We start from the raw sequence: 24,365 nt of genomic DNA on the forward strand, positions 1-24,365 counted from the left end.
TGACCCTAACTATGAGAAAAGGGAATACATGGCCGCGTACAGCCGGAACGGTCGCCGCGCTGCTGGCGCTGCTGACTGCCTGCACCGGCGGCGGCACACAAACCCCAACGCCGAACGGAACGTCGACACCGGCAACGGGCGACACGACCGGCTCGCAGAACACCCAACCGGAGTTAACGATCAAGGTGTTCTCGATGCTCGCCAACTACGCCGGCGATCAGCCCGGCTGGTTTGCGAAGATGGTCAAAGATAAATTCAACGTCAAGCTGAACATTATCGCCTCCAACCTGGCCGGCGGCCAGCAGAAGATCGCGACGATGATGGCCGGCGGCGATTTGGGCGACCTTGTCGTCTTCGGCTCCAACGGGCAAGATTATCAGGATGCGATCAAAGCCGGCCTGCTGCTCGATTGGAACAAGGACGGCCTGCTGCAGAAGCACGGTCAAGATATCCTGAAGCACGCGGGCAAGGCGATCGACGCCAACAAGCAGCAGTTCGGCGGCGGAGAAAAGGTGTACGGGATCGGCTTCGACGTCGGCACCGGAACGGGCCCGTCCGAAGGCGCGGATATGACGTTCGGCCCCGATCTGCGCTGGGATCTGTATCAGAAGCTGGGCAGCCCAAAGATTACCAACATCGAAGATTATTTGCCCATTCTGAAGAAAATGCAGGAGATGGAGCCGAAGAGCGACAGCGGCAAGCCGACGTACGGTATCTCGCTCTGGTCCGACTGGGACGGCACATACATGACGCTGGCCAAGGTCATCGCGCAGCTGCACGGGTACCAGGAAGGCGACGGCTTCAATCCCGGCGATCTGATTCTCGTCTCCGCCGACAAGCCGAACGACTATCAGAGCATGCTCGACGATAACAGCTACTACATGAAGGGGCTAAGCTTTTATTTCAAAGCCAATCAGATGGGACTGCTCGATCCCGATTCGCTCACGCAGAAATTCAGCGATGTCTCGAACAAGATGAAGGACGGGCAAGTGCTCTTCTCGCTCTTCCCTTGGTTTGACAACGTGTACAATACGCCGGAGCACACCTCGCAGGGCAAGGGCTTTAAGCTGGTGCCGTTCGAGAATGAAAAAATTTATGCCTACGGCTTCAGCCCGTACGGCGGGACGCGCGTGTGGGCGATCGGCGCAAAGGCGAAGGATCCGGCTCGTGTCATGCAGCTGATCAATTGGCTGTATTCTCCGCAGGGCGTTATGGAGTCGAACTATGGCCCGAAAGGTCTGGCCTGGGATCTTAAGGACGGCAAGCCGTTCGTTACCGAATATGGCTGGAAGGCGCTGCCGGCGAACAGCGAGCCGGTTCCGGAGCAATATGGGGGCGGAACGTTCAAGGACGGCACAAACCAGATCAACAACACCACGCTGAAGTTATCCAACATTAACCCGGAAACCGGGGATCCTTACGACTATCAGATTTGGAAATCGTCGCTCGAATATAACACCGATCCGGTCACGAAGAGCTGGCGCGAGGCGATGGGCGTCATGACGCCGAAGGAGTATTTTGTCAAGAGCAACAAAATGGCCCTCAATACGCCGATCTTCACCGGCAAAGCGCCGTTACCGGAGCCGTCCGACCTCAAGCAGAAGAAAAGCGAAATTGCCAAAGTGATCAAGTCGTATTCCTGGAAAATGGTGTTCGCCAAGAGCGAGAACGAATTCAACGCCCTGAAGCAGGAAATGCAGCAGAAGGCGAAAGGGCTCGGCTATGATGACGTCGTGAATTGGCAGCTGGAGCAAACGAAAAATACCGTTTGGAAAGCGATGAGCGCCAAGTAACCGCTGGCATCTGGAATGCATGTCCCGTACTCGTGAAATTCACGGCTGCGGGACTTTCGTTTGATACCTCATCGGCGGAGCAAAATGGTATAATCTGCTGAGAATGTACAAATGAGGGAGAAACGATCGATGCTTCGTCCATTGCCCCGCGCTAGTGTTCGGTCGCTTCGGCGTACCTTGGTGTTCTACCTGATGGTCGCCTGCCTGCTGCCTCTGATTTTGGTCGGCGTGATCACCTACTACTCCACCTATTCCATTCTTGCCGGCAAAATCGAAAGCGGCGTTCGCGCCAACCTGAGTATTGAAGCGGCCAGTTTGGAAAACGCTATCAATAACCTGGACTTCGCTTCCAAGCAATTTGCGCTGGACGGCCAGATCGTGGCGGAAGTGACCAACTATTTGAACGAGCAGGATGTATTCAAGAAGTCCCAGCTGATGAGCTCGATTAATGCAAAGATTAATCTGGTTAATTTTACGAATCCGAATCTCGGGTTGACCGCTTACGTATCGCCGGACTCCGCCGACCCTGTCCTGTTTACGAATCTGAACCTGAAGAGCGACTTCCGGCTGGAGGAGCTGCCCGGGTTTATTCATTATAACGGAGCGATCTATTCCGGTCCGCACAAGACGCTGTACAGCTTCAGCAATAATTACGTGTTTTCCGAGCAGCGCGAAATCGCCGTGAACGGCAGCGGTAAAGTGATCGTTTATCTGGAGACGAATTACAACCTGTTCCGGAAAATATTAAATACCAACTTGTACGGAATGAAAGTGTCCCATCTGCTCGTCAATCAGAACGGCGCAATAACGTATATCGAGGACTCCGAGGTGCCAAGGCACGTGCTGGAGGAAGTGCGGCGCAACGCAGCCTCCTCCTTCGACTATGACGGCTACAAGCTGTTCCGCTACGGCAGTCCGCAAGGCTGGCAGCTGCTGACGGTTGTCCCGACCGCGGCGTTCGACAGCGAAATTAACGCATGGCTGCGCAATATGCTGATTTTAGCGCTCTCGATGCTCATCTTTGCCGTTGTCCTGGCGTACGTCATCTGGAAGAAAGTGTATCACCCGCTGCGCAACGTGAACCTGGAGATCGTCCGCATGGCCGAGAACAGGGCCGCTCCCGTATCGTTCACGAATGTTATGGAGTTTGACTCTGTGCTGCGAAATTTTCAAAAGATGAAAACAACGATCAACGATTTGATCGAAACGGTTGCTTTGAACGAGAAGAGGAAGAGCGAGCTGGAAATTGAAAAGCTGCTGGGCCAGATCAATCCGCATTTTCTTCATAATACGCTGAACACGGTCCAGTGGCTGGCGCGAATGAACGGGCAGAAGGAAATCGACCGGCTCGTGACGCTGCTCGTCAAAGTGCTGCAATACAATTTGGGCAAGCAAAGCTTGATCGTCAGTATTCAGGACGAGATTGAAGCGCTTTGCAACTATATGGAGCTTCAGAAAATACGGTACGATTACGAGTTTGACTTCCATATCCATGCCGAGGAAGACACGTTATCCGTCGCCGTCCCCCGCTTCCTGCTGCAGCCTCTGGTGGAAAATGCAATCTACCACGGCATGAGCGACAGCAACGGCCGGATTGACGTTACCGTGCTTATGAAGGGTGACGAGCGCGTGCAGCTGAAGGTGGAGGATAACGGGGCCGGTATGGACGAGGCCGCCATTGAGCGCATGCTCTCGGACGGCGCGGCCAAGGAACGGGGGCTCGGCATCGGCCTTTCCTATGTGAAGCGAATGCTCCACCATTATTTCCGGGACCGGATGGAGTTTCAGATCGATAGCGCCATCGGCTCGGGAACGGCGATAACGATCACCATTCCGAGGATGAGCAAGGAGGATTTCGATGATCAAAGCGATGGTCGTGGATGATGAGCGGCTCGTACGGAAAGGCTTTATTTCTTTGGTCGATTGGGCTTCCTACGGCATCGTGATCGTCGGTGAGGCGGCGGACGGCAAGTCGGCGCTGGAGCTGCTGCAGCATACCGAGGTGGATTTGCTCTTTACGGATATTACGATGCCCGGCATGTCGGGCTTCGACTTCATGAAGCAGGTCCGGCAGTTGTATCCCCACATCCACTCCGTCGTCCTCACCTGCCATCATGAATTTGATTATATTCAAGAAGCGATTCGTCTCGGGGCGATCGATTATATTGTGAAAACGCTGCTGGAGATGGAGAGCGTCGACAAGGTGATGCGGCGGATCGTGGAGAGGATCGAATGGGAAGCGGGCAGCCGCAGAATTCATCAGGCGGTCAAGCTGGACCGGCGCATTCCTGCGAAGGAGGCGCTTTGGTTCCGCCCGGTGGCGGGTCCTCCCCTGCTCGATGACTTGTACCGGCTTTCGATCGTGCAGCGAAATACGCTGATCGAAGAGGGCGGCTCGTGGCTGGCGCCTTTGATCCATTCGGCTTCCCGCGAGCAGCTCGTTAGCGATGTCAGGCAGGCCAGGTTGAATTGGCAGGCAGTGCTGCTGACGGATGTCCAGGACCGGCCGCTCGAAACGGTCGTTCCTGTCGTTAAGGAGCATGCGGACGTGCTGCTGTTCTATGTTAGCGATGCGTCGGAGCTGGTTCGTGTTGATATGAACGAGCTGCTTTCGAGGAAGCGTTCGTCCGGCGCAGCGGGTGCCGCGGGTATGGCGGGTGGGGCTAGCGCGGCAGGTACGGCAGGTACGGCTGGCGCGGCGGGTGCTGCTTCGGTGGGGGCGACTGGAGGCGGGCTCGAAGCGCAGCTCCTCGAGCTGAAGTGGACGTTGTTCGCCGCGGACTGGGACGGTCTGCTGCGGCGGATCGACGAGCAGCGCCCGGCGCCGGAGCTGTTCTCCCGCGTCGGCAAGAGCCTCTGCCAGCTGTGGGGCGGCTATGCGCTGCTGCGCGAAGAGGCGGAGCAGCTCGCCTCGGCGGCCGGCACGAACCGGATCTGGCCGGAATGGAAGCTGTGGCTGCACCGGTTCGCGGACGGCGTGAAGGGCCGTATGCTCGAGCTCGGCTTGTCCAAGGAAGTCATGTACAGCTTGATCCGAGCGATGAGCTTCATGAGGGACCGTGCCGGCGACAAAATCAATCAAAAGGACGTAGCCGCGCATATCAATATGAGCCGCAGCTACTTCAGCCAATGCTTCGCCAGATTCGCCGGCGAAACGTTCGGCGAGCTGCTGCGCCGCCTGCGCATGGAGCAAGCGAAGGAGCTGCTGCTGGGCAGCGATTATCCCGTCTATGAAATCGCCGCCCGGGCCGGATTTGAGGACGAGAAATATTTTAGCCGCCTGTTTCGGGAGCTGGTGGGGATATCCCCGTCGGAGTATCGGTCAAGGAACGCAAAAACCTGAGGCCTCAAACAGCCTCAGGTTTTTGGTGTGGTTTTTTGCCGATTATTGCAGCTTTACATGAATACTATTAGCGCCATATAGCAATATGCTGTAGTACCCTGCAGATAAATCGGCTGTAAGAAGCTGAACGGCCCGATCGACGTCATCTTGACCGACCACGACTTTGGAAGCCCGTTTGGCCACCACTTCGTTCTCCAGATCAAACCTCGTATTCCATTGGAAATCTTCACGAACCAAATATATGGTAGCCGGCGCATTCACTTGAACCTCGATGGGCTCTCCGATAGTGAAGGTCGTGGCAGTCGACGCCTTCGTAACGATCGGCATCGCCTTCATCGCGTTGGTCGTCAGTTCTTGGTCGTATACGTGGCCTTCAGGGTCGCGAACCGCCCCGGCTGCCAGCCGCAGCTTGTTATTCTCTCCGCGATACGGTTCGTCAAAATATACGGTGATTTCATTGCGAAACAGTTCTACCCGGTCATTCGCCGCAAGCGGCCGGAAGTTGACGCCATCATCGGAGAACGTAATGGCCGCTTTCAGCGCATCCAAGGATGCCAGATTATTGACAAGCGTCTTATTGAAAATGAACAAAATGCCTTTATTGGTGTAGTCTCCGGCTCTATATGCGTCAAATGCGAACTCCAGCACATCTTCCGGTGCTGCCAGCAGCGTGACAAATCTCGGATCGGAAATCTGATTGTCTTCGCCGACTACGAAGATGACAAAGCTTACTTTCGTCTTACTTAAACCGTTCGTCGGTACATCTGCGCTGTAGACACCTTCCGTTACCGTGCTTGTCGACAGAGCATACTTGACGGCTCTTCCCGTGTTGACCGCTTCATCCAGCACTGTGAGCGATCGGGTTACACCGCTCTCTACGATGTAAACTGTTCCGGCACGATCGCTGGCCACATATACGCTTTGTCCCACTGTACCTTCATAATCTGCTTGAAGGATGGTTGGAAGCGGTCCTGTCGGCAATGGGTCGGTAGGGATTTGACCGCCGTTATCCGGGTCGGAGCTGCCGTCATCGGGAGCGGGATTCGGGTCGGACCCGCCGTTATCCGGGTCGGAGCCGCCTTGATCCGGAGTCGGACCCGGATTGGAACCGCCGTTATCGCTACCGCTATCCGAGTCATCGCTGCCGCTACCGGAGGAGCCGCCGCTGCTTCCTGGATTCGCGGCCGGGCTTCCCCCGCCGGCGTTCGAAGCACTCGGTTCTCCTACAGCTACGTCGCTGCCGCCAATATTCAGCTTCAAATCGGCAGGAGCGTCTGCGCCCTTTGTCGTTTTCTCCGGCGCCTTCTCCATCGAAACCCCGGAAGCGTTGATCGTTGCGTTCTGTACGTTGCCTTGACCGACAATGTTAGCGGCAGCATTCACAATAAGTGAAATTATGGCTGCTTCTTTACCAACATTGACCTTGGAGCCGTTAGCCTGATTCGCAACATTGAACTCCTTAACCGCGCCCTTCGGTATTTCCACGACAATGTTCTTCGCAACGATGTTGACGGTCTCAAAGGACCCGACCATCTGGACTTGGGAATTCGGAGGCAGCGCCTCAGACATCGTCACACTATTAATCTTAGAACCGCCGTTAGCCTCCAGCTTCACATCGGACTGCACGGTGATGTCCGCAATCCGCGTAGCGCCATTCGCTACAATGCGCACTTTGCCGCTGGCTTTATCGACCACAACGGTAACCATGATCGAATCCTCGAGATGGATGCTGTTTTCGCCGCCGCCCTGAACGGTGGTTGTGCCGGCAACCTTCACATTTTGAAGAAATACGTCGCCTTCGCCGATTTCTTTACCGAGCAGCAGGTTCCCCTTGATCTCCATATTACGAAGCGTAACACCCGGGGCCGTGATCGCGACGTCATGCTGAATCGTCTCCACACCGTCGGCGGGCCCGTAAGTGCCTCCTTCGGAATACGTAACCTTGAATTCGTTCAAAGCCCGGTCAATGACGGTGATCGCTTCTGCCCGGGATACGTTCCCTTGCGGCTTGAAGAGCTGATTTTCATAGCCCTTCATCAGCCCGGCGTCGATTACGCCGCCAATCGCGGCTATACTCCATTCCGGACTATTGGCAGTATCGCTGTAGCTTCGGGCAGAGCCGGAGTCCTTCAGCGAAAGCAGCTTCGAGAATATGACCGCCATCTCTTGGCGGGTAATCGATGCGTTAGCACGAAACGTCCCATCCTCGTAGCCGGACATGTAGCCGGACTTCTGAGCGGCTCCGACGGCCTCATAGTACCAATCCCCGGCTTTAACATCCGTATAAGCCGGTGTTCCCGGCTCCTGCAGGCTGAAGGCCTTATTCATGAGAGTGGCGAATTCAGCCCGCGAGATCGACGAGTCAGGCCGGAAGGAACCGTCCTCGTAACCGCTGATAAGACCTTTGCCGGTATAGCTTTGAATCGTTTGCTCCGCCCAATGGCCTTTAATATCTTTGAGCACAATTTCCGAGCCGTTGCCAGCATTCACTTCTGCGAAGCTAGCCGTTGGAATGGCCAGACTTGCAGCCAGTCCTAGGACCGAAGAGCTGCGCAAGACCTTTTTCCACATGTTCTTTCCCTCCTGAAGTCTTAGTTTATTCGCCTATATTCGACACGGTTTTCACTTTACCATTGTTTAGGCATACTGGCAACGATTTTTGTAATATACAAGCGAATATTTCGGAGAGTCCATTCGAACAACCGATCAAAAGCTGTTCACGCCGTTCCCCGAGCTCACCCTTAAGCGGTTAGCCGGATATTGAAGTGGCAAGCGGCTGCGTCAATGCACAAAAGGCTTGCGCAGCTGCCATGTCGGCAATTGCACAAGCCTTTGCGGTGCGAAGCATGATCGTGAGATGAACACGTGCTCCACTGTTTATTTCAGATTATTAACTAAGGTACTTCTCGATCTGCGCCGCTGATGTTTTCTCCGATATCCACGCCGAAGACATCGTCGAGATTTGCTCGTTCAGCAGGGTGTCGTGAATTTCTTGCTTTTTCTCTTCCAGAGTCGGAGTGCTCGCAGCTTTGCGCTCGGATACTTTGATCACTTCGTACCCGCTTGACGTTTGAACGACATCGCTCAGACCTCCTGCCTGCAGCGCAAAGGCCGCCGTATCGAACGCTTCCTCTCCTTGTCCCTTCGAAACATATCCCAGGTCACCGCCGTTCTCCTTGGTGCTGGTGTCGGACGACTTTTCCTTGGCGACAGCGGCGAAGTCCGCTCCGTTCTTCAGGTCGGCAAGGATGGCGTCGGCTTCCTCTTTCGTTGCGGCTACGATATGGGCAGCTTTGACTTGCTCGGGCGTTTTGAGCGATTCCAGATTTTGATTGTAGTAGCTTTTGATTTGGTCATCGGTAATCTGAACTTGTGGCTCCAGTATTTTTTTCAGTGTGACTTGGTACTTCAGATTTTGCTTCAGGTCATCGACGGTCATCCCATAGGATTCAAGCACCTGCTGGAATTGCACCTCGCCGCCGGTTTGCTGAATGATCGATTCCAGCTCTTTGCTGATATCGTCACCAGTCACTTGAACGCCGGCCTTAGCTCCCTCTTGGCTAACGATTTCGTTCGTGATCATGTTGTCGAGCGCTTGTGCGCCCCCGCCAGATACCATATTGTCATACAGCTGTTTGGAGGTAATAGTCACTCCATTGACCTTGGCGACAGCTTGGCTGTTGTCTTCCGAAGCGCTCCTATTCATCGGAGGATACGCAATTACGTATACGACCAATAAGATCAATAGTATAGATGAAATGATCATCCATTTGCGGCTTGCAGTTTGTGTATGGTTCAACTTCATTTCCTCCTTTGTTTAAGCCGGTTAACGTTCGGCTCATGCTTCTCAATATAAACGATGAGCCTGAATGCTGTATGAGTTGAACCTGAATATTTGATGAATACATGATTTGGATGTTGTTGAGCGGAACAGCCCGATGCTGGCGCAACAAGGGCCGAATGGGCGTTGTTGGGGGCGGACGCGGCATGTGCGACTCGTAACAAAGACCAAATGGGAGTTGTTGGGGCCGGGCGAGGCAGTACGGCTCTCAACAAGGGCCGAATGGGCGTTGTTGGGTGCGGACGCGGCATGTACGGCTCTCAACAAGGGCCGAATGGGCGTTGTTGGGGACCGTCGAGGCATGTACGGCTCTCAACAAGGGCCAAATGGGCGTTGTTGGGTGCGGACGCGGCATGTGCGACTCATAACAAGGACCAAAAGGGCGTTGTTGGGGGCGGACGAGGCATGTACGGCTCTCAACAAGGACCAAAAGGGCGTTGTTGGGCCGGGCGAGGCATGTGCGACTCGTAACAAGGACCAAAAGGGCGTTGTTGGGTGCAGACGCGGCATGTACGGCTCTCAACAAGGGCCGAATGGGCGTTGTTGGAGGCCGACGCGGCATGTACGGCTCTCAACAAGGGCCGAATGGGCGTTGTTGGGGACCGTCGAGGCATGTACGGCTCTCAACAAGGGCCGAATGGGCGTTGTTGGAGGCCGACGCGGCATGTACGGCTCTCAACAAGGGCCGAATGGGCGTTGTTGGGGCCGTCGAGGCATATGCGACTCGTAACAAGGACCAAATGGGCGTTGTCGGGGCCGGGTGAGGCATGACGGCTCTCAACAAGGGCCCAAAGGGCGTTGTTGCGGACGCATGTCGGCATGACAGCCCGCAAGCGACGCCCTATCTGGCATAAAGTGTCCCTTGTTAATCGCGCCTATTCCCAGCTTGGGAGGCATACCGTAAACTTTCTGCCTACCCCAAGCGTGCTCTCGACACCGATCGTACCTCCGTGAGCTTCGACGATAGACTTCGAAATGGATAAGCCCAATCCCGCTCCACCATACATACGAGTGCGCGACGAATCGCTGCGGTAAAATCGTTCGAACAGATGCGGCAGATGCTCTTCGGCGATTCCGGGACCATTGTCGCTGACACTCAGCCCCGCGTCGCCGTTCGCGGTCGCGTACGCCGATACGACGACTCGCCCGCTGACAGGATCGGTATGTTGAACGGCATTATGCGCCAAGTTGAGAATCACCTGCTTGATTTTGTCAGGTTCGCAGACGCATTCGCTCCCATCGCTCACATTCAGCTCCAGCTCTCGGCCGTCGGCCAATAGGCGAAGCTGCGGCTCCATGTCGCCGATAATGTCGCGGAGATCCGCCTTCTTCAGCATCAGCTCGGGAGAGCGGTCCAGCTTCGCCAGCAGCAGCAAATCCTGCACCAGCTTATTGATCCGCACCGATTCGCCGTGCATGGAAGCCAGCACCTTGTTCATCTGCTCGGGCTGCTTCACGGCTCCCCTCAATAATATCTCCAAAAATCCGTGAATGGACGTAAGCGGCGTCCGCAGCTCGTGGGAAGCATCCGCCACGAACCGGCGCATCCGCTCTTTCGCTTCCTTCTCCGCCTCGAATGAAGCCCCGAGCCGCTCCAGCATCCCATTGAACGAAACGGCAAGCCGGTCCACTTCCGCCTGCCCCTGATGAATGGGGAAACGCTCGTTTAAATTGCCTGCGTCGATGCGCTCTACCGTCGTCACCATTTTTGACAGAGGGAGCAAGGTTTTCCTCAACACGGGAAGGAAGGCGAGAAGTCCGGCAAGCAAAGCCAGGAACGACAAGCCCAGGAATGTAGTCAACTGCTGGACCAGAACGTCCTTAAGCTGCTTCGTGCTGGTGCTTAGCTGAATGAGTCCCAGCTGTTTGCCATGGTTATAGAGAGGCTGCAGCACGAGGAGCTGCTCTTCACCCTGCTCGTTATTAGCTACCCGATAGTCGACACCCCCGGTTCCGCGCTGCATGGCCGCTGTATACTGCTCGCTGCTCAGCTGCACGGCGCTCGTCGTATCTGCATGGCCCCCGGATATAACTGTCACCTCTCCGCTGGGACTGATGTACGAAAGTGTGGAGTCCGGCATCAGCACAATCGGTATTTTACCTTTGCCGCCACCGCCGCCGTCCGAGGCATCGTCGCTCTTATCGTCGGATAAATTCCAAGCGTCATAAGGAAGAGACAGCATTTGATGCTGGATCGTCTGAGCCTTATTTTTATAGACAAATTGCTGCATAAACACATATTGAAATACTCCGATCAACAACAGCAATGCCGCAAGAACCAGAAGCGACCGGGAAACGATTTGAAACCGCAAAGATTTGGGAAAGCCGAACCGGCTGCTTCTCATTAGTAATTTAGGATGCTCTAGTTGTAACAACGTCATGTATGCCGCCTCCCTCGTTCTTGATGTGATTCCTATTATCCTACGGCTCGCTGAATCCCATCTGTATAGTTTCTGAAGACTTGCTGAGTGAAAAACAGACCGGATTTCAGGAAATCCTCAGCGCGAAATCATGTTCATTTCAGGTTTGGGGTTCATGATAAATACCGTAACGCAGCACAAAACCGATCCAGAGGAGGACAATCATCATGCAGAAAACACCATTTAAACATATGTTCGCGGCCTTCATGGCCGGTTCCGTCGTCGTAGGCAGCCTGATGTTCGCATCCGATCAACTGAATGTATTTAGCGGCGGTATTGCCGCAGCGACTCCCGCAGCGACTCCCGCCACAACGGCTGCAGCGGTGCAAACAGCTTCCGCTACGGCTTCTTCACAAGCTTCCGCATCGCTCGCAGCGGTTAAAGCCGGGAACGCTTCGGTATCCGATATCGCGAAGGCGGCCAGCCCGGCCGTCGTCAAAATCGAAACGGTCGTCCAATCGGCCGGAAGCCGCAGCTTTACCGGTTCGCAGGAGGGGAGCGGCATCGGCTCCGGATTTATTTTCGATGCGTCCGGATACATCCTTACCAATGAGCATGTCGTGGACGGCGCATCCCAAATTCAGGTGTACGTGCAGGGCTATGACAAGCCGTTTACAGCAACGCTGCTCGGCAGCAGCTACGATCTGGACCTCGCCGTATTGAAGATCGAAGGAGGACAAGCCTTCCCTACGCTTGCGCTTGGCAGCTCCGAGAACGCGCAAGCCGGGGATTGGGTCGTGGCGATCGGCAATCCGTATGACTTCGACTACACCGTTACGGCCGGCGTCCTCAGCGCGAAGGAACGGGAGATCAGTATCGATGATTCGCAAGGAACGCGAAATTACAAGCATCTGATCCAGACGGACACCTCGATCAATCCCGGCAACTCGGGGGGACCGCTGCTGAACATGAACGGCGAAGTGATCGGCATTAACACGGCCGTCAGCTCGGAAGCCCAAGGGATCGGATTCGCCATTCCGGCCGAAACGGTGAGCTCCGTCATCGACAAGCTGAAAAATAACGAAAGCATACCGAAGCAGGCATCGCCGTACATCGGGGTCAGTGTGCAGGATGTGACGGAGGATATGCAAGCGGACCTTCAGCTCAATGAGGCGGCCGGCGTAGTCGTGATGTCGGTGCAGCGGCAGTCCCCTGCCTTTCAGGCGGGAGTTCGCCAATATGACGTCATTACCGCCGTTAACGGCAGCAAGATTTCCAATACGGAAGCTCTAACCAAGCAAATTCAAGCCGCACAAGTCGGAGATACGCTGTCCTTGACCATCAACCGGGCTGGGAAAACGCAAAATATCAGCGTCAAAGTGAACGACAAGAACGCGGCGAATTGATTGGGAACGAGCGGTACGGTCCAACCGTCAACTTCGGCTCGCGAGAACAAAAAACGACACGGTCAGAACCTGAAGGAGCGGCCCGGAATTTTGTAACACTCGGCGCATTGGACATTTTTTCAATATCGATCCACTCACTGGCCCGTAAGCCTGCAAATGTGCAGAAATCAGTCGGGCAGTGGAGCCTGGTTCGGCAGGATTCATGCAAATGCGCAGGCTTCTGAAGCGGTAAAGCTCCGGCGAAAGCCCGTCATGAAAATATGACTGTACTTCTGCACGCATTCATCCTAAAGGGGATGTGGCGGAGCATGATTCCTGTACTTTTGCTTTCATCATTACTTGGCAAGTCTTTGTAGTATGAAAAAATCCACCGGCTCGCACGAATTCCATCGTGCAAACCGGTGGATTTGATTTTTCCGTCCTACTTCAGCGCCTTCATCGCAATATCGGTACGATAATGCTTGCCTTCGAAGCGGATTTTATCCGCTTCGGCGTAGGCGCGCTCCCGCGCTTCGCGAATGTCCCGGCCGAGGCCGGTAATGCCGAGCACGCGGCCGCCGTTGGTGACGATGCGGCCGTCTTCGGCTACCGCCGTACCGGCGTGGAACACGAGCGCGTCCCTCACGTCGCCCAGCCCTTCGATCGGCAGCCCCTTCTTATACGCTCCCGGGTAGCCGCCCGATGCGGCAATCACGCAAACCGCCGCCTGCTCGCTCCACTTGATGTCGAGGTCGGCGAGCGTACCGTTCATCGTCGCCAGCACGATATCGAGCAGCGGCGTCTCCAGCCGCGGCAGCAGCACCTGCGTCTCCGGATCGCCGAAGCGGGCGTTGAACTCGATCGTCTTCGGCCCCTGCGCCGTAATCATGAGTCCCGCGTAGAGAATACCGCTGAATTTGCGTCCTTCCGCGACCATAGCCCGCGCCGCCGGCTTCACGATCGTCTCGATCGCCTCGTCGACGATCGCTTGCGGGATGTGCGGCACCGGCGAATACGTGCCCATGCCGCCCGTGTTCGGACCTTCATCGTTGTCGAACACCGGCTTATGGTCCTGCGACGGCACCATCGGCCGCACCGTTTCGCCGTCTACGAACGCGAGCAGCGACATCTCCTGCCCCTGCAGGAACTCCTCGATCACAACGGCATTGCCGGACTCGCCGAACACCTTGTCGACCATAATATCGCGTAAGGCCTTCTCGGCTTCTTCCCACGACCGCGCAACGATAACGCCCTTGCCTGCGGCAAGACCGTCCGCCTTAATGACGATCGGCAGCCGCTGCTGCTGCAAATACGCCAGCGCCGGCTCGAACGACTCGAACGATTCGTAGGCAGCCGTCGGAATGTTATACTTGCGCATAAGCTCCTTCGTGAACACCTTGCTGCCCTCGATAATGGCGGCGTTGGCGCGCGGTCCGTACGCCTTGATGCCGCGCTCCTCCAGGTAATCCACCAGTCCCGCGGACAACGGGTCGTCGGGCGCTACGAAGACGAGGTCGATGTTCCGTTCCAAAGCGAACGCCGCAATTTTATCGAAATCCAGCTCCCCGATCGGAACGCACTCCGCCAGCTCGGCGATGCCGCCGTTGCCCGGCGCGCAATACAGCTTCGTAATTTCCGGGCTCTTGCGCAGCGCCCAAACAATGGCATGCTCACGGCCTCCGCGGCCAATCACCAATACTTGCATCGCAGTAGTCCCTCCCGGTTACTTGTTAATGACCGTCAATACCGCTTCCCCGTTATCGCGGCGAATCGTCTTCACCAGCAGGGAAATCCGGTTGTCCGCATTCAGCAAATCCCAATAATAACGGGCCGTCTCCCCCGCATCGTCGAACAGGGGCGCAAGCCGCGGCTCGCCGTCGAACGAAGGCAGCGGATTGCCGTCGCCCTGGTACGTCGAGATGAAATGCCCGTACCCCGCAATCGCCTGCTCATAGTGAAAATACTGCCGCTTCGTCTGCGACTCGTCGTTGTCGTTCGACTTCAGAATCGACAGCTTGTAGGCGTTTTGCTTGTCGCCGAGATCCACAATGCCCGAAATGCGCGGCGTAAAATTCGGACCGTCCGGCTCATACGTGCGAGTCGCCAGAGCGCTTTCGAACGTGCCGCCGTTTTGCAGCGCCTCATAGATCGTGTCGGTCTGATCGCCGTTCGTGACGATATGCGCCCCGCCGACGTGACGAACCGGATAATAAATAATAAGCGAAGGATCGGACAGCTTGGCCGGATCGGCCGCTTCCGTCCGCAGGAAGCCGTTCGGCTCCTCTACGAAAATCCGATTGCGGCTGTTCTCGCTCCGCCCCATAATCCAATACACCTGCACGAACCGCGTACCGTCCGGCGTCAGGCCGATAACGATGCCCCGCCCCGGGTACGAATTCCCCTTCAAATCGCTGATCGTCCGCTCCGCCAGCGCCTTCCATGCTCCTGCCATAGCCGTCCAAATCCCCTTTTTGAAAAATCTCTAGAATTAGTGGTGGAACAACCGTACGCCGGAGTATACCATCACCATACCGTAGTCGTTAGCCGCCTGAACAACCTCTTCGTCGCGCATCGAGCTGCCGGCCTGCACGACGTACTTCACGCCGCTGCGGGACGCGCGGTCGATGTTGTCGCGGAACGGCAGGAACGCATCCGAGCCGTACGCCACGTTCGTCAGACCGCTGAGCCATTCGCGCTTCTGCTCGCGGGTCAGCCGCGGCGGCACTTCCTCGAACGCCTGCTCCCAGCTTGCCTGCTCGATCGGCGTCAGCTCTTCCTCCAGCCACAGGTCGATCGCGTTGTTCTGCTCGGCGCGCGCGAGCCCTTCGCGGAACTTCATGTTCAGCGCGATCGGGTGCTGGCGAAGGTACCAGCGGTCCGCTTTGTCGCCCGCAAGACGCGTACAGTGAATCCGCGACTGCTGCCCGGCGCCGATGCCGATCGTTTGACCGTCCAGCGCGTAGCAGATCGAGTTGGACTGCGTGTATTTCAGCGTGATCAGGGCAACAAGCAGGTCACGCTTCGCGCTGTCCGGCAGCTCCTTGTTCTCCGTAACGATACGCTCGAAGGAGGCCTCGGTCAGCACGGCGTTGTTGCGCTCCTGCTGCAGCGTCAGGCCGAACAGGTTGCGCTGCTCGATCGGCTCCGGCACATAGTTGGGGTCGATCTCAAGGATGAGGTACTTGCCGCCCTTCTTCTGCTTCAGAATTTCGAGCGCCTCCGGCGTGTAGCCGGGAGCGACGACGAGGTCGGATACTTCGCGCTTCAGCAGCTGCGCGGTCGAAGCGTCGACGACGTCGCTCAATGCAGCCGCGTCGCCGAACGACGACATGCGGTCCGCGCCGCGCGCACGCGCATAGGCCGTAGCGAGAGGAGACAGCTCCAGGCCGCTGACGCCGTACGCCTTCGCCAGCTCCGGCGTCAGCGGGCTGTATACCGCCGCGCCCGCAGGGGATACGTGCTTGAACGAAGCCGCCGCCGGCTGGCCCGTCGCATGACGCAGCTCGCGCACAAGCTGGAATGCGTTCAGCGCATCAAGCAGGTTGATAAAGCCCGGATCGCCGTTTACGACGCGAAGCGGCAGCGGCTTGCCGCCGTTCGTCAGCTTCGCTTCTTTCTGATGAGGATTCATCCCATATCGCAGGGAAAGCTCGTACACATCCGTCATGGTCGTTGTACCGTCCTTATTTCCGTATTAGTGAATTCGTACCCGGCGGCCGTCCTCGTTCAGCTTTACGCGACCCGCGCGCAGCCAGCCGATAACCTCCGGGTACAGCTCGTGCTCGATGGAATGAATTCGGGCCGCCAGCGTTTCCGCCGTATCGTCTTCCCGGATCGGGAGAGCCCGCTGCGCAATGATCGGTCCGGTATCCATGCCGCCGTCAACGAAATGCACGGTGACCCCCGTCACCTTCGCCCCATGCGCCAGCGCCTGACCGATGGCATCGTAGCCCGGAAAAGCCGGCAGCAGCGACGGATGCACATTAATCATCCGCCCCGCATACGGCTCCACAAGCTCCGCCGTAATGATCCGCATGTAACCCGCGAGAACGATAAGGTCGATGCTCCGCGCCTCCAGCTCCGCCCGAATCATCCGTTCGTACGCCTCGCGGGAGTCATACTCCTTCGGCCGGAACGCGAGCACGTCGACACCCGCCGCTTGCGCCCGTAGGGCGACCTTCGCCTGCGGCCGGTCGCAGACAAGCAGCCCGACCGTTGCGTCGAGCCGCCCATCCTGCACTGCATCTACAATCGCTTGAAAATTAGAACCGCTCCCGGAAGCAAACACCGCAATCCGGTAAGGGGACGGTGCAGTCATTAGACAACCGCTCCCCGGAACGTAACGACGCGCTCGCCGGCCGTCACGCGGCCGAGGCGGTATACGTCTTCGCCCTGCTCGCGCAGCAGCTTGACGGCCGCTTCGGCATCGTCCTCAGAGACGACGATAACCATCCCGATGCCCATGTTAAACGTGCGGAACATGTCATTGTTGGAGACGGAGCCGACTTCCTGCAGCAGGCGGAAAATCGGCTGGATCGGCCATGAGCCGTAGTCGATCTCGACATTCACGCCGTCCGGCAGGACGCGCGGGATATTTTCGAGGAAACCGCCGCCCGTAATGTGCGCCATCCCTTTGACCGTAACGCTCTCCATCAGCTTGAGCAGCGGCTTCACGTAAATTTTCGTCGGCGCGAGCAGCACGTCGCCAAGCACCTTGCCTTCGAGCTGGTCAAGGCGGTCGGTCAGCTTGTAGCCTTTCTTCTCCAGCAGCAGCTTGCGAACGAGCGAGAAGCCGTTCGAGTGAACGCCGCTTGAAGCGAGTCCCAGCACGACGTCGCCTGCCGCAATGGACCGGCCGTCAACGATCTTCTTCTTATCGACGATGCCGACGGTGAAGCCGGCGATGTCGTACTCGCCTTCCGCGTACATGCCGGGCATCTCCGCCGTTTCGCCCCCGATGAGCGCTGCGCCCGCCTGGCGGCAGCCGTCGGCGATGCCGGAGACGATCGCTTCGATTTTCTCCGGGATCACCTTGTCGCAAGCGAGATAGTCCAGGAAGAACAGCGGCTCCGCACCCTGAACGACGACGTCGTTCACGCACATCGCAACGGCGTCGATGCCGATCGTGTCATGCTTGTCCATCGCAAACGCCAGCTTCAGCTTCGTGCCGACACCATCCGTTCCCGATACGAGCACCGGCTCCTCATACTTGTCCTTGTTCAATCCGAACAGGGCGCCGAAGCCGCCGAGGTCCGTCAGAACCTCCGGACGGAACGTCGTCTTGACGTGCTTCTTCATCCGCTCGACCGCTTCGTTTCCGGCGGCGATGTCCACCCCGGCTTGTTTGTACGCGTCCGACATTAGTACACACTCCTTGTTTTGTTCGCTCTGCGGCGTCTTGCGGGCCGCTCTATCTATTCGTCCACCAAACGGCGGCGCGAAATCCGTTATGTCACATCGTTATCCTAACAACCTTGTAAAGGGTGTACTTTGCGCAGTACGTTTTCGCATGGCGTAGTACATTTTCGGATTACGCATTACGCATCACGCATTACGCATCACGCAAATCGCACTGCGCTTAACCGCATATCGCCCCATCAGTCGCAGCCGCAGCCTGCCTTCGCATGATCCGTAATTTCCGTCGGATACTTGTTGTCGAAGCAAGCCGTGCAGTGACCGCGGTTCTCCTCCTGCGCCGTCCGCCCGATCGCCTCCAGCAGCCCTTCCTGACTGAGAAAATGCAAGGAATCCGCGTTAATCGCCTTGCGAATTTCTTCGATCGATTTCTGCGCGGCAATCAGCTCCTTGCGGTCCGGCGTATCGATGCCGTAGAAGCAAGGGTTCTGGAACGGCGGCGAGGAGATGCGCACATGCACCTCGGTCGCCCCCGCTTCACGCAGAAGGTTGACGATGCGAAGCGATGTCGTGCCGCGCACGATCGAATCGTCGATCATGACGACGCGCTTGCCTTCGACGACCTTGCGCACCGCACTCAGCTTCATCTTCACGCCCTGCTCGCGCAGCTCCTGGCTCGGCTGAATGAACGTCCGGCCCGTGTACCGGTTCTTGATCAGCCCGAGCTCGTACGGGATGCCCGTTTGCTCCGCGAAGCCGATCGCCGCCGAGATCGAGCTGTCCGGGACGCCGGTCACTACGTCCGCATCGACGAACGACTCCGTCGCCAGACGCTTGCCCATCCGCTTGCGCGCCGAGTGAATGTTAATGGCGTCGATATCGCTGTCCGGGCGGGCAAAATAAATGTATTCCATCGCGCAGATCGCGCGCTTCTTCGCTTCCGTAAACCGATCCAAATGCAGACCGTCGCGATCCAGCACGAGCAGCTCGCCCGGCTCCAGATCGCGCACCGCTTCCCCGCCGACCGCATCGAAGGCGCACGTCTCGGAAGCGAACAAATACGCATCGCCAAGGCGGCCCATCACGAACGGGCGCAGCCCGTGCGGATCGAGCGCGGCGATCAGCTTATCCTTCGTCATGACGAGGAACGCATAAGCCCCTACGATCTGCCCAAGCGCATCCTTAACGGCGTCAACAATATCGTCGTGCTCGGAACGCGCAATCAGATGCGCCAGCACTTCGGTATCGCTCGTCGTTTGGAAAATCGACCCCATCCGCTCCAGCTTGCGGCGCAGCTCCGGCGCGTTGACCAGGTTCCCGTTCGTAGCAATCGCCAGATCGCCTTCGCGATACTTGAACACGAGCGGCTGCGCGTTCTGCAGCTTGCTCTCGCCAGCGGTCGAATAACGGACATGCGCAACGGCGCCCGTCCCTTGCAGACCCGGCAGCGTGTTGTTGTCGAATACTTCCTTCACGAGCCCCATACCGCGGTGGTAATGGAAATTGTCCGCATCCGCGGTACAGATGCCCGCGCTCTCCTGACCGCGGTGCTGCAGCGCGTGCAGCCCGTAGTAGCAGAGCGACGCGGCGTCGGGGTGACCGAACACCCCGAACACGCCGCACTCCTCGCGCAGCTTGTCGGTCCAGCCGTCGTGCGGAGACGTGCCTTCGTTATAGTAATCGCCGCTCCACAGCGTCTCTACGTCCGACGAGGCCACGGCGTCCCAGGCCCGCTCGGCGCCGGGCACCGTGCCCGAAGCGAACGACGACCCGAACTCCATGCTCAGCAGCCCGCTGTTGCGAGCTGCCGAGCTTCTGTTCGCAGGCGCCGCCATATCCGCACCGCCTGCCGCCATCGCTTGAGCGTCGCTACCAACCGCTGACTGACCGTGTGACTGACTCTGGTTCCCCTCTTCATCCGACGCTCTTATTTCATATAGCATGGGATCGCTTCCTTCCAGACTTTTTCCAACGTTGCAACTTCCGAGCGGATCCCTTCCTTACCGTTAACAGTAACCGTCAGCTGCGAACCGCCGACCTTGCCGATCTCGCGGCACGGCACGCCGCGCTCCGCGAGCAGCTTTTGAAGCGCAGAAGCCTTGTCCGGCTTGGCGCTCAGCACGATGCGCGACTGCGACTCGCTGAACAGCGCTACATCGGCGCGCAGCTCGCTGTCCACGGCAACCGTGGCGCCGATGCCGCCGCTGATGCAGGACTCCGCCAGCGCAACCGCCAGACCGCCCTCGGACAAATCGTGAGCCGAGGCGACCAGTCCGCCGCGGATCGCTTCCAGCACCGCCTGCTGCAGCTTACGCTCGACAGCCAGGTCCAGCACCGGCGGACGGCCTTCCGTTACGCCGTGCACGACGTACTGGAACTCGCTGCCGCCCAGCTCCGCCTTCGTTTCGCCCAGCAGCAGCACAACGTCGCCCTCAGCCTTAAAGCCTTGCGTCGTAATATGATCAACGTCCTCGACGAGACCGACCATGCCGATAACCGGCGTCGGGTAGATCGCGCCTTTGGCGTTCTCGTTGTACAGCGATACGTTGCCGCCGATAACCGGTGTGTCCAGCTCGCGGCAAGCTTCCGCCATGCCGTCGACCGCTTTCTCCAGCTGCCAGAAAATTTCCGGCTTCTCCGGCGAACCGAAGTTGAGGTTATCCGTTACGGCAAGCGGCAATCCGCCGGAGCAGACGATATTGCGCGCCGCTTCGCTGACCGCAATGCGGCCGCCGACTTCCGGATCGAGATACACATACCGGCCGTTGCAATCGGTCGTCATGGCAAGCGCCTTACGCGTTCCCGGCACGCCGACCACCGCAGCGTCCGAGCCCGGACGAACGAACGTCTCCGTGCGAACCATCGAATCGTATTGGTTGTACACCCATTCCTTCGAAGCGACCGTCGGCGACGCGAGCACCTTCTTCAAGGCGTCCGTCAGATCGGTTACTTCGGCGTAACGGAGCGTGTCGACGGCACCATTTTCCGCATAGTAGGCAGGCTCCCTGGAAGGCTTGTTGTACACCGGGCACTCGTCGACGAGCGCGCCGACCGGCATGTCGCCCACCAGCTCACCCTTGTGGAACAGCTTCAGACGGCCGTCGTCGGTCACCTTGCCGACCTTCGCGCAGATGACGCCCCACTTCTCGAAAATCGCCCGCGCCTTCGCCTCGTTCTCCGGCGAGACCACGAACAGCATCCGCTCCTGCGACTCGGAGAGCATCATTTCGTACGGGGTCATGCCGATTTCGCGCTGCGGCACTTCATCGAGGTACAGCTCGATGCCGTTGCCGGCCTTCGACGCCATCTCCGCGGACGAGCAAGTCAGACCCGCTGCGCCCATATCCTGAATGCCGAGCACGATACCGGAAGCGATCAGCTCCAGGCACGACTCCATCACGAGCTTCTCCATGAACGGATCGCCGACCTGTACCGCAGGACGCTTCGACTCGGACTCCTCCGTCAGCTCCTCGGACGCGAACGTCGCCCCGTGGATCCCGTCGCGGCCCGTTGCCGGTCCGACGTAGAACACCGGGTTGCCGACGCCCTTCGCCACACCCTTCTGAATCTGATCATGGTTAATAAGACCGACGCACATGGCGTTAACGAGCGGATTGCCTTCGTAGCTCTCGTCGAACATCACTTCGCCCGCAACGGTCGGGATGCCGATACAGTTGCCGTAGCCGGCGATACCGGACACGACATGCTCGAACAGGTAACGGACGCGGTCGTTCTCCAGACGACCGAAGCGCAGCGAGTTCAGCAGAGCGACAGGACGCGCCCCCATCGAGAAAATATCGCGGATAATGCCGCCCACCCCGGTCGCCGCGCCTTGATAGGGCTCGATGGCCGACGGATGGTTGTGCGACTCGATTTTGAATACGACAGCCTGATTGTCGCCGATATCGACGACGCCAGCGCCCTCGCCCGGTCCCATCAGGACGCGAGGGCCGCTTGTCGGGAAGCGGCGCAGCACCGGCTTGGAATTTTTGTACGAGCAGTGCTCCGACCACATGACCGAGAACACGCCGATTTCGACGTAGTTCGGCTTGCGCCCGAGGAAGCCGCAAATTTTCGCATACTCGTCGTCGGTGACACCCATTTGCTTGTAGAGCTTCTGCTCTGCGATTTGCTCCGCGTTCGGCTCCTTAGCCGCCGATAACTGCTGTGCCACTCTGTTCCCTCCATGCGTTCAAGATCGATGTAAACATACGCTTGCCGTCCGCCGAGCCGAGCAGCTCGTGCACGGCGCGCTCCGGATGCGGCATCATGCCGACGACGTTGCCGGCTGCGTTCGATACGCCTGCGATATCGTCCACCGAGCCGTTCGGGTTGTTGCCCGCTTCGTAGCGAAACACGATTTGGCCGTTTTGCTGCAGCTCCTTCAGTGTCGCTTCATCACAGTAGTAGCTGCCTTCGCCGTGCGCGATCGGAATGTCGATCAGCTCGTTCTCCGCGTAATCGCTGGTGAACGGCGTCCGGTTGTTCACGACGCGAAGCTTCGCGCTATGGCAGCGGAATTTCAATTCCTTGTTGCGCAGCAGCGCCCCCGGCAGCAGACGGGCTTCGGTCAAGATCTGGAACCCGTTGCAAATGCCGAGAATGTATTTGCCCTTCTCCGCCGCTTCCTTCAGCGCGGCCATGACCGGCGCGAATTGGGCGATTGCCCCGCAGCGGAGATAATCCCCGTAAGAGAAACCGCCCGGCACGAGAATCGCGTCGTAAGCGGAAAGATCCGTCGATGTATGCCATACGTATTCCACCGGTTGACCGATCGTCGACTCGACCGCCTTGAAGCAGTCGATGTCGCAGTTCGAGCCCGGAAACACCAGTACTCCGAATTTCATGATTGCCGAGGCCTCCTCACAAGCTCATCTTGGAAAGCTGTCATCGTAAGCAAAAATGCTGCCGTCTCTGCGAAAGCGCACTTGACGTGCGCCGGTGTCTGTCCGTGCACAGCGTCACGCGTCAGGAAACGCAAGCTTGCGTCCGCTGACTCACCGTAACATGCGTCGCTGTCCATCCGTCCCTTGCGTCCGTCGGAACCGGGTTCCCGCGCAACTCCACGGGCCGTGCCGGTTACGCCTGCTCCAGCTCGTAACGGTAATCTTCGATCACCGTGTTGGCGAGCAGCTTCTCGCACATCGCCTTCACGCGGGCTTCCGCTTCGTTCTTATCCGACGTTTGCAGCTCCAGCTCGACATACTTGCCTACGCGCGCCTTGCCGACTTCGCCGAAGCCGAGCGCGTGCAGAGCGCCTTGTACGGCGCTGCCTTGGGGGTCGAGTACATTTTGCTTAATGGTGACGTATACCTTCGCTTTCATCATGGGGGGTTCTCCTCCTCCGGGGGTTTAGGGTACTGCTGTCTTTCGTGCTTAGTCTATTTTCGAAGTCAGTTTGCGGTAAATGTCATGGTAGCGATCCGCCGTAGCTTGCACCACTTCGTCCGGCAGCGGATCCGGCTCGCTGTTTTTGTCCCAGCCGGAGTTTGCCAGGTACGTGCGCACCGGCTCTTTGTCCAGACTGTCGATCTCAATATCAAGCGCGTACTTGTCCTTCGCCCAGAAACGGGACGAATCCGGCGTCAGCATTTCGTCGATAATGAGCAGCTGGTCGCCGATGAAGCCGAATTCGAACTTCGTGTCGGCGAGGATGATGCCGCGGTCTTCGCAGTATACCTGAGCATTGGCGTAGATATGCTGGCTGCGCTGCATCAGCTTCTTGGTCATATTTTCGCCGAAGCGCTCTATCATTTGGTCAATCGTAATATCCTCGTCGTGGCCGACATCGTTCTTGATCGCCGGTGTGAAGATCGGGCTCGGCAGCTTTTCGTTCTTGCGCAGTCCCGCCGGCAGCTCATGCCCGTTGATTTTGCCCGTTTCCTGGTACTGACGCCAGCCGCCGCCGGTAATGTAGCCGCGGACGACGCATTCGACCGGAATCCGGATCGCCTTGTACGTCACCATCACGCGCCCAACTAGAGGCTGAGCGTTCTCAGGTCTGACATACCCCTGATCGATCAGCTTGGTGATGTCCGTATGAATCATATGGTTGGCGAAGAAACCGCCCATCTGATTGAACCAAAATTCGCTCAGCCGATTGAGCACGCGCCCTTTGTCCGGCACACCCGGCTTCAAGATGTAGTCGAAAGCGGAGATGCGGTCGGTCACGACGATCAGAAAATGTTCCCCCAGGTCATACAGCTCGCGAACCTTGCCTTTGTATACGAGCGGAGCTTCCACTAAGCCTTCTGCAGTCAATAGCGCGTTGTTCGTCATGAGCTTGCT

At 57.8% G+C, this 24,365-nt stretch carries 17 protein-coding genes; 4 read left to right on the top strand and 13 right to left on the bottom strand.

Annotated elements, in window-relative coordinates; genetic code table 11:
• Positions 1-11: 11 nt before the first annotated feature.
• From ACFFK0_RS13105 to ACFFK0_RS13115, 3 genes are all read left to right on the top strand, one after another.
• Entirely contained in the window at positions 12-1,793 is a 1,782-nt protein-coding gene (locus ACFFK0_RS13105; protein WP_377470675.1) for an extracellular solute-binding protein, read from the top strand.
• 129 nt (positions 1,794-1,922) lie between these two features.
• On the top strand, positions 1,923-3,677 hold the full coding sequence (locus tag ACFFK0_RS13110; protein ID WP_377470676.1) for a sensor histidine kinase: 1,755 nt from the start codon (positions 1,923-1,925) through the stop codon (positions 3,675-3,677).
• Positions 3,652-5,136: a response regulator transcription factor gene (locus tag ACFFK0_RS13115; protein ID WP_377470677.1), complete on the top strand. Its 1,485-nt coding sequence runs from the start codon at positions 3,652-3,654 to the stop codon at positions 5,134-5,136. The genes ACFFK0_RS13110 and ACFFK0_RS13115 overlap by 26 nt, the downstream gene beginning before the upstream one ends.
• Before the next feature lie 42 nt (positions 5,137-5,178).
• On the opposite strand, the gene ACFFK0_RS13120 is transcribed toward ACFFK0_RS13115, so the two are convergent.
• The 3 genes from ACFFK0_RS13120 to ACFFK0_RS13130 all read right to left on the bottom strand — a co-directional run bounded on the left by ACFFK0_RS13120 (position 5,179) and on the right by ACFFK0_RS13130 (position 11,358).
• The gene (locus ACFFK0_RS13120) at positions 5,179-7,707 is read right to left on the bottom strand and encodes an S-layer homology domain-containing protein (RefSeq protein ID WP_377470678.1); all 2,529 of its coding nucleotides are present in this window, start codon (positions 7,705-7,707) and stop codon (positions 5,179-5,181) included.
• Between the two features lie 319 nt (positions 7,708-8,026).
• Positions 8,027-8,935 carry a peptidylprolyl isomerase gene (locus tag ACFFK0_RS13125; protein ID WP_377470680.1) on the bottom strand — a complete coding sequence of 303 codons (909 nt, stop codon included), beginning with the start codon at positions 8,933-8,935 and terminating at the stop codon, positions 8,027-8,029.
• 917 nt (positions 8,936-9,852) lie between these two features.
• A complete protein-coding gene (locus tag ACFFK0_RS13130) occupies positions 9,853-11,358 on the bottom strand; it encodes a sensor histidine kinase (RefSeq protein ID WP_377470681.1) in 1,506 nt (501 codons plus the stop codon).
• A 206-nt stretch (positions 11,359-11,564) separates the two neighbouring features.
• On the opposite strand from ACFFK0_RS13130, the gene ACFFK0_RS13135 reads away from it, so the two are divergent.
• Entirely contained in the window at positions 11,565-12,743 is a 1,179-nt protein-coding gene (locus ACFFK0_RS13135) for a S1C family serine protease (protein ID WP_377470682.1), read from the top strand.
• 421 nt (positions 12,744-13,164) lie between these two features.
• Here the strand turns inward: ACFFK0_RS13135 and purD are convergent, their stop codons facing one another.
• The 10 genes from purD to ACFFK0_RS13185 all read right to left on the bottom strand — a co-directional run bounded on the left by purD (position 13,165) and on the right by ACFFK0_RS13185 (position 24,356).
• The gene (purD, locus tag ACFFK0_RS13140) at positions 13,165-14,427 is read right to left on the bottom strand and encodes a phosphoribosylamine--glycine ligase (RefSeq protein WP_377470683.1); all 1,263 of its coding nucleotides are present in this window, start codon (positions 14,425-14,427) and stop codon (positions 13,165-13,167) included.
• Between the two features lie 18 nt (positions 14,428-14,445).
• The gene (locus ACFFK0_RS13145) at positions 14,446-15,174 is read right to left on the bottom strand and encodes an IMP cyclohydrolase (RefSeq protein WP_377470684.1); all 729 of its coding nucleotides are present in this window, start codon (positions 15,172-15,174) and stop codon (positions 14,446-14,448) included.
• Between the two features lie 36 nt (positions 15,175-15,210).
• Positions 15,211-16,389 carry a phosphoribosylaminoimidazolecarboxamide formyltransferase gene (locus ACFFK0_RS13150; protein WP_446686279.1) on the bottom strand — a complete coding sequence of 393 codons (1,179 nt, stop codon included), beginning with the start codon at positions 16,387-16,389 and terminating at the stop codon, positions 15,211-15,213.
• 27 nt (positions 16,390-16,416) lie between these two features.
• Complete coding sequence (gene purN / locus ACFFK0_RS13155) at positions 16,417-17,040, bottom strand: phosphoribosylglycinamide formyltransferase (protein WP_377470685.1); 624 nt, start codon at positions 17,038-17,040, stop codon at positions 16,417-16,419.
• The gene (gene purM, locus ACFFK0_RS13160) at positions 17,040-18,083 is read right to left on the bottom strand and encodes a phosphoribosylformylglycinamidine cyclo-ligase (protein WP_377470686.1); all 1,044 of its coding nucleotides are present in this window, start codon (positions 18,081-18,083) and stop codon (positions 17,040-17,042) included. The genes purN and purM overlap by 1 nt, the downstream gene beginning before the upstream one ends.
• A gap of 236 nt (positions 18,084-18,319) precedes the next feature.
• Positions 18,320-20,020: an amidophosphoribosyltransferase gene (gene purF / locus ACFFK0_RS13165; RefSeq protein ID WP_377470688.1), complete on the bottom strand. Its 1,701-nt coding sequence runs from the start codon at positions 20,018-20,020 to the stop codon at positions 18,320-18,322.
• Positions 20,005-22,251 (bottom strand): phosphoribosylformylglycinamidine synthase subunit PurL, encoded by a 2,247-nt coding sequence (purL, locus tag ACFFK0_RS13170; RefSeq protein WP_377470690.1) that lies wholly within the window; start codon positions 22,249-22,251, stop codon positions 20,005-20,007. Before purL ends, purF begins: the two co-directional genes overlap by 16 nt.
• A complete protein-coding gene (gene purQ / locus ACFFK0_RS13175) occupies positions 22,226-22,924 on the bottom strand; it encodes a phosphoribosylformylglycinamidine synthase subunit PurQ (protein ID WP_377470691.1) in 699 nt (232 codons plus the stop codon). The genes purL and purQ overlap by 26 nt, the downstream gene beginning before the upstream one ends.
• Positions 22,925-23,156: 232 nt before the next feature.
• Positions 23,157-23,405, bottom strand: a complete 249-nt coding sequence (gene purS, locus ACFFK0_RS13180; protein ID WP_377470692.1) for a phosphoribosylformylglycinamidine synthase subunit PurS — start codon at positions 23,403-23,405, stop codon at positions 23,157-23,159.
• Positions 23,406-23,453: 48 nt separating this feature from the next.
• The gene (locus ACFFK0_RS13185; protein WP_377470693.1) at positions 23,454-24,356 is read right to left on the bottom strand and encodes a phosphoribosylaminoimidazolesuccinocarboxamide synthase; all 903 of its coding nucleotides are present in this window, start codon (positions 24,354-24,356) and stop codon (positions 23,454-23,456) included.
• Between the last annotated feature and the right edge of the window lie 9 nt (positions 24,357-24,365).

The organism is Paenibacillus chartarius (genome assembly GCF_042432825.1).
Lineage (GTDB): Bacteria > Bacillota > Bacilli > Paenibacillales > NBRC-103111 > Gordoniibacillus > Gordoniibacillus chartarius.

Bases quoted from the DNA above. Each gene is read 5' to 3' on its own strand.
- ACFFK0_RS13105 (WP_377470675.1), top strand. From the start codon at position 12: ATGAGAAAAGGGAATACATGGCCGCGTACAGCCGGAACGGTCGCCGCG.
- ACFFK0_RS13110 (WP_377470676.1), top strand. From the start codon at position 1,923: ATGCTTCGTCCATTGCCCCGCGCTAGTGTTCGGTCGCTTCGGCGTACC.
- ACFFK0_RS13115 (WP_377470677.1), top strand. From the start codon at position 3,652: ATGATCAAAGCGATGGTCGTGGATGATGAGCGGCTCGTACGGAAAGGC.
- ACFFK0_RS13120 (WP_377470678.1), bottom strand. From the start codon at position 7,707: ATGTGGAAAAAGGTCTTGCGCAGCTCTTCGGTCCTAGGACTGGCTGCA.
- ACFFK0_RS13130 (WP_377470681.1), bottom strand. From the start codon at position 11,358: ATGACGTTGTTACAACTAGAGCATCCTAAATTACTAATGAGAAGCAGC.
- ACFFK0_RS13135 (WP_377470682.1), top strand. From the start codon at position 11,565: ATGCAGAAAACACCATTTAAACATATGTTCGCGGCCTTCATGGCCGGT.
- purD (WP_377470683.1), bottom strand. From the start codon at position 14,427: ATGCAAGTATTGGTGATTGGCCGCGGAGGCCGTGAGCATGCCATTGTT.
- ACFFK0_RS13145 (WP_377470684.1), bottom strand. From the start codon at position 15,174: ATGGCAGGAGCATGGAAGGCGCTGGCGGAGCGGACGATCAGCGATTTG.
- ACFFK0_RS13150 (WP_446686279.1), bottom strand. From the start codon at position 16,389: ATGACGGATGTGTACGAGCTTTCCCTGCGATATGGGATGAATCCTCAT.
- purN (WP_377470685.1), bottom strand. From the start codon at position 17,040: ATGACTGCACCGTCCCCTTACCGGATTGCGGTGTTTGCTTCCGGGAGC.
- purM (WP_377470686.1), bottom strand. From the start codon at position 18,083: ATGTCGGACGCGTACAAACAAGCCGGGGTGGACATCGCCGCCGGAAAC.
- purF (WP_377470688.1), bottom strand. From the start codon at position 20,020: ATGCTATATGAAATAAGAGCGTCGGATGAAGAGGGGAACCAGAGTCAG.
- purQ (WP_377470691.1), bottom strand. From the start codon at position 22,924: ATGAAATTCGGAGTACTGGTGTTTCCGGGCTCGAACTGCGACATCGAC.
- purS (WP_377470692.1), bottom strand. From the start codon at position 23,405: ATGATGAAAGCGAAGGTATACGTCACCATTAAGCAAAATGTACTCGAC.
- ACFFK0_RS13185 (WP_377470693.1), bottom strand. From the start codon at position 24,356: ATGACGAACAACGCGCTATTGACTGCAGAAGGCTTAGTGGAAGCTCCG.